Source organism: Streptomyces capoamus (genome assembly GCF_014654935.1).
GTDB classification, from domain to species: domain Bacteria; phylum Actinomycetota; class Actinomycetes; order Streptomycetales; family Streptomycetaceae; genus Streptomyces; species Streptomyces capoamus.
The window spans coordinates 150,400-157,452 of the sequence record NZ_BNBF01000005.1; the positions used below are offsets into that span (position 1 = coordinate 150,400).

General features: G+C 72.0%; 6 protein-coding genes. 3 read left to right on the forward strand and 3 right to left on the reverse strand.

The window, feature by feature from the left end:
* The 3 genes from IE312_RS10435 to pssA form a co-directional block, all read left to right on the forward strand.
* On the forward strand, positions 1 to 843 hold an 843-nt coding region (locus IE312_RS10435; RefSeq protein WP_229899472.1), incomplete at its 5' end, for an acyl-CoA dehydrogenase family protein.
* Positions 844 to 1,013: 170 nt separating this feature from the next.
* Positions 1,014 to 1,670, forward strand: coding sequence for a phosphatidylserine decarboxylase (locus IE312_RS10440; protein ID WP_053709479.1), 657 nt, complete (start codon positions 1,014 to 1,016; stop codon positions 1,668 to 1,670).
* Positions 1,657 to 2,517, forward strand: coding sequence for a CDP-diacylglycerol--serine O-phosphatidyltransferase (gene pssA, locus IE312_RS10445; protein WP_189980547.1), 861 nt, complete (start codon positions 1,657 to 1,659; stop codon positions 2,515 to 2,517). Before IE312_RS10440 ends, pssA begins: the two co-directional genes overlap by 14 nt.
* Positions 2,518 to 2,620: 103 nt before the next feature.
* Here pssA and IE312_RS10450 read toward each other — a convergent pair whose 3' ends face one another.
* The 3 genes from IE312_RS10450 to IE312_RS10460 all read right to left on the reverse strand — a co-directional run.
* A complete protein-coding gene (locus IE312_RS10450; RefSeq protein ID WP_189980549.1) occupies positions 2,621 to 4,075 on the reverse strand; it encodes a glycosyltransferase family 39 protein in 1,455 nt (484 codons plus the stop codon).
* A gap of 231 nt (positions 4,076 to 4,306) precedes the next feature.
* Positions 4,307 to 6,538, reverse strand: a complete 2,232-nt coding sequence (locus IE312_RS10455) for an ABC transporter permease (RefSeq protein ID WP_189980550.1) — start codon at positions 6,536 to 6,538, stop codon at positions 4,307 to 4,309.
* Positions 6,535 to 7,053: ABC transporter ATP-binding protein (locus IE312_RS10460; protein ID WP_229899475.1), on the reverse strand; the 519-nt coding region annotated here is incomplete at its 5' end. The genes IE312_RS10455 and IE312_RS10460, both read right to left, overlap by 4 nt.

Sequence of the window (7,053 nt, forward strand, 5' to 3'; positions counted from 1 at the left end):
GACATCCGGGGCGCGTTCTCGATGTCGGAGCCGGGCCTGGGCTCGGACGTGTCCGCGATCACGTCCAAGGCGGTCAAGGACGGCGACGAGTACGTCCTGAACGGCCAGAAGATGTGGCTGACGAACGGCGGCACGTCCTCGCTCGTGGCCGTCCTGGTCCGCAGTGACGAAGGACACCCCGAGGGCACGGCCCCGCACAAGTCGATGACCACCTTCCTGGTCGAGAAGGAGCCGGGCTTCGGCGAGGTCCGCCCGGGCCTCACCATCCCCGGCAAGATCGACAAGATGGGCTACAAGGGCGTCGACACCACCGAGCTGATCATGGACGGCCTGCGCGTTCCGGCCGACCGGGTGCTCGGCGGGGTCACCGGCCGAGGTTTTTACCAAATGATGGACGGCGTCGAGGTGGGCCGGGTCAACGTGGCGGCGCGCGGCTGCGGCGTCGCCCAGCGCGCCTTCGAGCTGGGCGTCCGCTACGCCCAGCAGCGACACACCTTCGGCAAGCCGATCGCCCAGCACCAGGCCATCCAGTTCAAGCTGGCCGAGATGGCCACCAAGGTCGAGGCCGCGCATGCGATGATGGTCAACGCGGCCCGCAAAAAGGACTCCGGGGAGCGAAACGACCTGGAGGCCGGCATGGCGAAGTACCTGGCCTCCGAGTACTGCAAGGAGGTCGTGGAGGACGCCTTCCGGATCCACGGCGGCTACGGCTTCTCCAAGGAGTACGAGATCGAGCGCCTCTACCGTGAGGCCCCGATGCTGCTCATCGGTGAAGGTACCGCCGAGATCCAGAAAATGATCATCGGCCGCAGGCTGCTCGAGGAGTATCGATTCCAGGGTTGATTGTCCGGTTACGGGGTGTTTTCTTCGAGAAGAAGATCACACCCCGTAGACCCTCTCCGGCCGCCGACTCGGCTTCCTGGCTTGCCGAGTTGTGGCCCGCGCCCGGTACGATCCCGGGAAAGCCGCCGTCCCCCGTCAGAGCGCGGCATCATCCGCTACGAAGGTCATCCATGCCCCACAGCCAAACCTCTGCACACCGCGACAGCCTGGTAGGCGCACGCCTCGCGCGCGGAGCATCGCCGTGGCTTCTCCCGACCGTCGCCACCGCAGCCCTCAGCCTGGCCCGCGCCCGTCGCTCGGGTGCGGCCAAGGCCGTGGCCGTGCCCGCCACCGCGCTCGCGGCGGGCATGCTGTGGTTCTTCCGCGACCCCGAGCGTGAGATCGCCACGGGCCGGGTCATCTCGCCCGCCGACGGTGTGGTGCAGAGCATCATGCCGTGGAAGGACGGGCGTACCCGCGTCGCGATCTTCATGAGCCCGCTCAACGTCCACGTCAACCGCGCGCCCCTGGCGGGCACGGTGACGTCGGTCGAGCACATCCCCGGCGGCTTTGTTCCGGCTTTCAACAAGGAGAGCGAGAACAACGAGCGCGTAGTCTGGCATTTCGACACCGAACTCGGCGACATCGAGATGATCCAGATCGCCGGTGCGGTGGCCCGCCGCATCGTGCCCTACATCCCGGAGGGCACGAAGGTCGAGCAGGGCGACCGAATCGGTCTGATCCGCTTCGGCTCGCGTGTCGACCTCTACCTGCCCGAGGGCGTGGAGGTCGCGGTCGAGGTCGGACAGAAGACCGTGGCTGGGGTGACTCGCATTGACCGTGATTGATCCGGAAACCCAGGCAGGCTGGGTGCCCGAGGCCGACGAGACGGACGACGAGGAGGAGATGCCTCTCTCGCTCCGCCTGTCGATAGCGGACACCCTCACCCTGGGCAACGCCACGTGCGGCTTCATGGCGGTGTACTTCACGACCACCGGCATCCTGATCCCGCACCTCTCGGGCGACGACTCGGGCATGGCCCGCAACAGCGCGGCCACGGCCGTCATCCTCATGCTGTGCGCGGCGGTGTTCGACCTGTTCGACGGCCTCGTGGCCCGCAAGCTGCGGTCCTCGCCGATGGGTGCGGAGCTGGACAACCTCTCCGACCTGATCAGCTTCGGTCTGGCGCCCGCGTACTTCGTGCTCGTGTACGGCATGGTCGCGAGGGACGCGCACGAGCGTGTCGCCGCGGTGGGCGCGATCGTGGTGCTGTTGGCGGTGGTGCTGCGGCTCGCCCGCTTCTCGTGCATCACCGTGAAGAACGGCACGTTCCAGGGCATGCCCTCACCGTTCGGTGCGCTCACGGTCGTCTCGATCGTGCTGCTGGAGCTGCCGTTCGAGGCGACCCTGCTGGCGGTCGTCGGTACCGCCTGGCTGATGGTGAGCCGGGTCGAGTACCCGAAGCCGCGGGGCGTCCTCGCGATGGCCGTGCTGGGCTGGATCGTTTCGGCCATGGGTCTGCTGGCAGCGTGGGCCTTCGACGCGCCGGGCGGCCAGGTGCTGCTGCAGATGGGCTGCGCGCTGCAGATCGTGATGGCGGCGACCATCCCGCTGTTCGCCACGGCGCGCCGGGTGAACACCTTCCGTGACCACCGGCGCGAGAACCGTGAGGCGCGGGCGGCGCAGCTCCCGTAGCAACGGGCTCGTACGGGGCTTGAGGGGCCCGGACCGAATCATGATTCGGTCCGGGCCCCTCAGGCTTTCCCGCGGTGGCACCCGCGACGCCCTGCCGGTCGCCCTACCGGTCCGCTCGGAGCCGCTCGTACACCGTCACCCGCCGTCCGCGGACCTGCCGGTCCGCCACCACGGCGAAGCGCTGCTCCAGGACGGCGGTCTTCGCCTTGTCCTTCTCCGTCGACGCCGGCCGGGCGACCTCGGAGGCATCGGTGACCAGCACGATCCGCCGCTGCGCCAGCATCGCGGTCCGTATGCGCTCCGGACTCGCCTCCTCGCCCTGCAGCGTCCCGGACGCCAGGGGACTCTCCGCCAGCGCGATGTCCCGCAGACCGGCGAACGCGGCGGGGGAAACCAGCGCGGTGTCCCGGCGGGCCGCGGGGACGAAGACGACCGCGTCCTTGTCCTTCTTGAGCTGTCGCACGTCCGCCGCCACCGCCAGGACGTCGTCCACGCGGCTGGCCGGGGACCGCTTGGCCAGCGACTGCGGCCACAGTGCGATCACCGCCACGGCGACCGCGGCCGGCACCAGCCGGCGTGACACCCCGGGGAACCGCGGCCTGGTCATCCGTGCCACCGCACCCAGTGCCCCGCCGATCAGCAGGGCCAGGCCCAGCATGCTGAACAGGACGTAACGGTCCAGGAAGAGCGGCTTGACCAAGGAGAGCCCGAGCAGGCCGGCCTGCGGCACGGCCAGCAAGGGCAGGGCGACGGCCGTCAGTGACGGCCGTCCTGTCCGTGGCCGGTCCAGCAGGGCCCCGAGAGCGCCGACGGCCAGCACGATCGCCGGGCCGATCAGCATGTGCCAGGTCAGCGGCGGAATCCAGGCCACCTGCCGGGACTGGGTCAGGGTGAACAGGATCATCGGCAGGGCGGCTGCCACGGCGGCCGTGACGGCCACCGCCCAGCGGATCCACGTGGCGCGCCCCGCTCTCGTCCAGGCCAGGGTCGCCGCGTGAGCCGGCAGTATCAGCAGCGACAGCCAGTTGAGCAGCGCGCACAGCAGGACCGTGCCCCCGTAGGCCGCCCAGTGCGGTGTCCGAGCGCGTCCCTGCACCGCGGTGACCAGCAGCAGTGTGGAGACGCCGGCCCCCGCCGCGACCAGTGCGTACGGGCGTCCCTCCTGGAGGTGGAACTGCACCGCGGGAAGCAGCCCGAACACCAGCCCTGCGCCCAGACCCGCCCAGCCGCCCGCCAGCCGGCGGCCGATGACCGTCACGCACGCCGCCGCCACCGCCATGGCCAGCACGGAGGGCAGGCGCAGGGTCGTGGTTCCGGGCCCGAAGCAGGCGAAGAGCCCGTGCATCAGCAGGTAGTACAGACCGTGCACGGCATCGATCTCGCCCAGCATGCGCCAGATGTCGGCGGCGGACCGCCGGGCCACCTGCCAGGTCGCGGCCTCGTCCCGCCACACGCTGTGCTGCCGGGACAGCCCCCACAGGCCGAGGGCGACGGTCCACAGCAGCGGCACCAGCCAGCTGGGCGGGCGGCGGCGCAGGATGGGCGGGCGGCAGCTCATGGCGTCGTTCAGATCCTTGGGATGGCGGAGAACGGCCGGGGCCGGCGTCGGGCGTGGCGAAGACGCCCGACGCCGGCCCGCCGGCCGCGTGCGGGAGGAGCGCCCCGACCGGCGGGAGCGGGGCGGGCCGGTTCACCGGCGCGTGCCGGCGCGCTCGGACCGCGGGGGCCTCGGTCGTCGGGGCCGGGGAGGAGGGGGGACCGGAGGTCCGGGCAGGGCGGGAAGCGGCGACTAGGGGCACCAGCCGCGTGCCTGCCGGCCGGCGATCCGAGCGGCCCACAGACCCATCACGACGGACACGGCGAGCACCACGATGACGGCGGCCGCCATGAGGTCCCCGGGGACGAAGTAGGTCATTCCCGGCCGAGCGACGGGTCGCGCGGTCCAGGCGCCGACGACGCACCCGGCCAGTGCCGCGAGTGTGAGCGGCGCGACGATCCCCCAGGCCGCGCTGGTGCGGAAGACGCGGTGTCCGCCCGTCAGCACGGTCAACGGGGCCAGTGCCCGACCCCGGCGCAGGAACTCGGCCTGTGCGCTCAGGCCGATCGCGAGGACGAGGATCCCCGTCCCCAGGACGCCGAAGAGCCGGATCCACCGGCCCTGGTCCCGGTCCGGAACGCCGGCGGCCAGCCACTCCTCCCCGGGGAAACGGACCTGGGCCCCGCGGGAGTAGGCGCGGTAGGAGGCTTCCTTGAGAGCGGCGACGGCGGGAACGCCGCCGTCAGCCCTCACCACCGCCAGGGTGTTGGTGGTCGGCACGGTCCGCTCGGCCAGCTCGGCGTCGCCGGCGCGGACCACCTCCAGATGAGTGCCGCCCTGCGTGTCCCAGCTGAGCAGTTCCTGCAGGCGCCGGTCGAGGACGACGTCGACGCGGGCCGGTGTGGGCGAACACGGCAGCCGGAGCGCCCGCAGAGCGACGCACCCTCCGCTGATCGTGACGGGTCCGTCACCGGCGGCGGCGGGAGGCGCGAGGACGACCGGCACATGGCCCGCGGGCAGGGAGCCGAGATAGCCGGCGGTCTCCCTGGCGGAGACCGCCCCCCTGGGGCCGATCTCGGCCACGTTCCTGTCGACGGTGGCGAGGACCTCCTCGGTCTTCGCGTTGTACGTCCCGAACATCGCCTGCCAGGCGAGGGCCTGCATGAAGACGATCAGCGCGACGGTCACACCGGTGACCAGGCGGACGGTGGCCGCCGGGTCACGGCTGATGCGGCGGCCCGCGATCAGCGCACCGGCCCACCCCCGTCGGCGCCCGGTTCGCTCCAGGATTCCCCCGAGCCCGGCCACGACGACCGCCACTCCGGCCGGCAGGGTGAGGACGACGAGGGCAAGACCGGCCCAGCTGATCCACGTCCGGTACTGCGAGCTGTCGCCGGCGAGTTCGGGACCGCGGCTGGCGAGCAGGATCGCCGGCGCGCTGAGGAGGGCGAGGCAGCGCTGTCGGCGTGACCCGCTCGCGCTGGTGGGCCGGGTCCCCTTGACCCGTCCGGCCAGCTGATCGCTGATGACGGCGAGGGCCAGCGCCGCCAGCATGACGACCACCGGAACCAGCAGTACCGGCCAGCCGTGCCGACGCACATCGGCGGACGACGTCACGTAGTCGACGTACGGGACCCGGATGTCGGCGAACACGGCCGGGGCGAAGAACAGGAGCGACGCGAGGGCTCCCGCCGCCACCGGTCGCACCGCCTCCCCCACGGCGATCAGCGCGCGGTCGCGCCTGCGTCCTCCGAGGGCGTCGACCAGGGCGCCCCTGCGATCGCGGCCGTGCGCCCCGGCGTGGAGCGCGGTGAACAGGAGCACGAGACTCGGCACGAGCAGCAGGCCGACGACAAGGCCCTGGAACACCCACTCGGGTTTGTCGTTGTCGCTCCCCGTGCCCGGCTGCAGGCCCTCGGCGAGCGTGCCTGCCCCGGGACCGAAACCGACCACGGTCTCGACCGGCGCCTGTGCCTTCATGCCCTTGGCGGGCCGGACGTAGGCGAGCCACTCTCCGGGGTCGTCCAACCCCTCCTGCCCGACCGTGCCCGCGAGTTTTCCGTAACGCCGGGCGATTCCCTCCGCGGCACCGGCTCTGAGCAGACCGGGGGACAGAACGGCCTCGCCCGGCCCCGGCCAGCGCTCCACCCCTGGCGGAAGGGGGGCATCCGGTGTCTGCGGCGCCATGAACACGACGCTGAAGAGCCGCTTCCCCGCCAGTGCGTCCGAGCCGACCAGCCACGACGTGGCCCGGGAGTCCCGCGTCCGCTCCGTCTGCCCCACCGGAGTCCTGGCTTCGCGCCGCACCTCCTTGCCGACGTAGGAGGCGTGCACCATCGCCAGCAGGCCCAGGCACACCGCGACGGCGAAGGCCGACAGCGCGAGAGCCGCGGCCCTGGTGCCGGCGGACTCCGCGCGCCGGCCGGCGTCGCGCCCCATGCGCAGCAGCTGACGGGACAGGCCGCCGTGTCCGGCCCCGCTCACGCCTGCACCGCCTCCCCCGCCCGGGCGGGAACCAGCAGACCGGCCTCCAGGCGCAGCACCCGGTCCGCCCGTGCGGCGACCTCGACATCGTGCGTCACGACCACCAGTGCGCACCTGCGCCGCCGGGGGAGGTCGAAGAGCAGTTCCGCGATGCGAGCGGTGGCGTCGGGGTCGAGGGAGCCGGTGGGCTCATCGGCCAGGATCAGCTCCGGCGAGTTGATGAGCGCACGAGCCACGGCGGTGCGCTGGTGCTCGCCTCCGGAGAGCTCCTCCGTCGTCTCGGCCCGCGGAACGCGCAGTTCGTCCAGCAGTTCCTGTGCCCGGCGGTACCCGCCGGCACGGTCGGAACGCGACAGCAGCGCCGCCAGCGCCACGTTGTCCAGCGGGCTGAGTTCCGGCAGCAGTTCCCCGAACTGGAAGACGGTGCCGATCGTCCGGCTGCGCAGCGTCGCGAGCTGCCTGCCCCGCAGCTCCGTCACCTCGGCACCGGTCACCTTGATGCTTCCGCCGTGCGG

Excerpts from the sequence above, each read along its gene's own strand:
- IE312_RS10450 (WP_189980549.1), bottom strand. The coding sequence starts at position 4,075 with ATGAGCTGCCGCCCGCCCATCCTGCGCCGCCGCCCGCCCAGCTGGCTG.
- IE312_RS10440 (WP_053709479.1), top strand. The coding sequence starts at position 1,014 with ATGCCCCACAGCCAAACCTCTGCACACCGCGACAGCCTGGTAGGCGCA.